Annotated in this window: 2 protein-coding genes; one reads left to right on the top strand and one right to left on the bottom strand. The window is 40.8% G+C overall.

The genetic code is table 11. The features are described from left to right. Nucleotides 1–11 precede the first annotated feature (11 nt). Nucleotides 12–446 carry a TetR family transcriptional regulator gene (locus L4C33_RS21460; protein WP_428814421.1) on the top strand — a complete coding sequence of 145 codons (435 nt, stop codon included), beginning with the start codon at nt 12–14 and terminating at the stop codon, nt 444–446. Between the two features lie 143 nt (nt 447–589). Here L4C33_RS21460 and L4C33_RS21455 read toward each other — a convergent pair. Next, on the bottom strand, nt 590–2,453 hold a 1,864-nt coding region (locus L4C33_RS21455; RefSeq protein ID WP_428814420.1), incomplete at its 5' end, for a GGDEF domain-containing protein.

Here is a 2,453-nt window from a genome sequence, read left to right as displayed (position 1 = left end):
CTCTAACAACAATAAATAAAATACTTGATACCGCAACGTATCAATTATTGGCGTTGGGCTATGACAAGATGTCATATACTACTTTGAGCAAAGAAACGGGCATTTCACGCACAGGTATCAGTCACCACTTCCCTAAAAAAACAGACTTCACTAAAGCTCTTGAAGGGCGATTCATAAAGATCATTATCGATCAGCTAAATTGCGATTCTTCACTTAAAGTGTTCGAGGACAGCTGGCACAAAGCGCTGAATAACGATAAGTTCATGTCAGTATTTCGACTCGCATTCCATCACTCTATTGTCAGTGATGAAGACAAAGCATTTTCCCATCGCTTAATCACAGCGATATCTGATGTTATATCYCATAAACTTGGTGAAGATGCGGGTCGCTCTATTGAATGGTTGGTCGGCGTAACACTGATTAGTATGACCAAAAAGCTATCTTAGCCGAAAGGAACAAACCACCGATTTTACTCGGTAACATCCGTTTAAAAATAAAAAGAGCAATCATAGGATTGCTCTTTTTATTTTTAAGAACCTAACGCTGCCGATAAGGAAAGTGATGTTCTTATAAATGCTTGGGCGATCATTTAGCTAGCTTTCAACACGACACAATCTCTTCCTTTCTGCTTAGCCTCATACAACGCTATATCAGCATATTTTAAATAACCTTGGGGAGATTTGACCACATTACTCTTAGTCAACCCACCAACTGCACCTATCGATGTACTTATACTCAACTTCCCTGCTCTTGAATACATTGGAGACTTGCTAATTGATTGACGAATGGTATTCAATTTGGTTTCTGGGCACTTTGTTCCACGTAATATACAAACGAACTCTTCACCACCCCAACGCCCTATGATCCCTTCATCACCAATGCTTACCTTCATTCGTTTACTCACTTCTACCAGAACTTCGTCACCAACATCATGTCCAAAAGTGTCGTTAACCGACTTGAAGTGATCAAGGTCTAAAATAGCAATCGTCGACCCAAAAGGCGTATCAGAAAAGTTCTCTACTTCTTTTAAGTACTCTTCTAAGTAACGACGATTATATAAGCCCGTTAAAGAACATGTTGTGGTTTGTTCAACCAGTTGTTCGTTTTCGACCTGAACTAGATAACTGCGTCGTACAACAAAGCCAAAACCCAACACCACCGCGAACACTAGTGCGGCAACTATTCGCGTACGTAGCTTTTGTTCTTCTAGTTTGAGGCCAGCAAGCTCCTTTTCAGTACTTAATAACTCATTATCTTGCTGGATCATTCTTGTGTTAAAGCTTTCTTCTAATACATAAACTTCACTTTGTCGCCTATCAAACAGCAGTGACTTGTTGCCTGTATAGTAAAGCTTAAAATACTTGAGTGCGTTCTCGGTATCGCCAATTGCTTCAAAGTAATTGGCTAGGCTTCTATACCCTGCAATTATCCAATTTCGACTGCCTACTTGCTCATATAATTCCAGTGCCATATATAAATCAGCGAGGATAGTTTTATCAGAAGCAGCCTCATCGTCAGAATGCATTGCCCAAGTAGATAGAGCACGATTTTTATAACAATGCCCCTGTTCAAGCAAATAATCATTGATAAAAGGCAGAGCCAGACATTCATTTGAAACCTGATAACTCCGCTCTGGATTGCCTTCTAGTAGCAAGAGTTCAGTTTCGCTTTTCATTAATACCACTTCGAAACGCTTTGAAACCCCTTGCTTTGCAATTGAAGTGGCCTGTTCATAAGCGGCTCTTGTTCGCTCTGCGTCACCTCGCCTAAAGTGCACAAATGCTTCGTTACTAAATAGTAGCCCGAGCGAAGTATTATCAAGAAGACCGCTTTCATGATATAGACGTTTCCCTTCTTCTATTAAGGTTAACGCCTTTTCCCACTCTTCCAGATAGATATACATTAAAGCCATATTCGACGTTAACTTGCTGTTGTAAATATGCAGGGAGTACTGTTTCCCTAGTTCAAGACCTTTATGAAAATAGGATTGAGCTGAAACTAAGTCCCCACGAATATTAAAAATAACACCCGCCGTGTTATACGCTTTAACTAATAGTCTTTCGTAACGAATCGGCTCAGCGATGTTCAGTGCTTTTTCCACTTCGCGTTCAGCCGCGCCTAATTCCCCTGCTTTCGCATATTGGATAGCCAACTCAACGATTGATTCCGCTTTCAACCACAACAAATGCTCTTCATTTGCTAGTGCTTTTAGTTGTTCAGAGTACTCAATGACTCTTTCGYTATCCTGCTGGTGTTGGGCCAGGTTTGCTAAAATCATCAACCGGTAAGCAGTATAAATGGGACGTTCAGCTAAAGGTTGTTTTTCAAACAGCAATGACAAAGCATTTTGAGCCTGTAGGGGATTGTGCCGAGAAGCCTCTAAGATCGCGAGCAGCTGCTTACCATAAGCAGTGCGTCCAACTTCATTGTCTGGATCGAAAACTGGTATATAT

The sequence above is a fragment of the Vibrio makurazakiensis genome (genome assembly GCF_050337375.1).
GTDB lineage: Bacteria > Pseudomonadota > Gammaproteobacteria > Enterobacterales > Vibrionaceae > Vibrio > Vibrio makurazakiensis.
The sequence above is the reverse complement of the archived record's forward strand: the minus strand, read 5'-3'. Positions and strand labels throughout refer to the sequence as shown.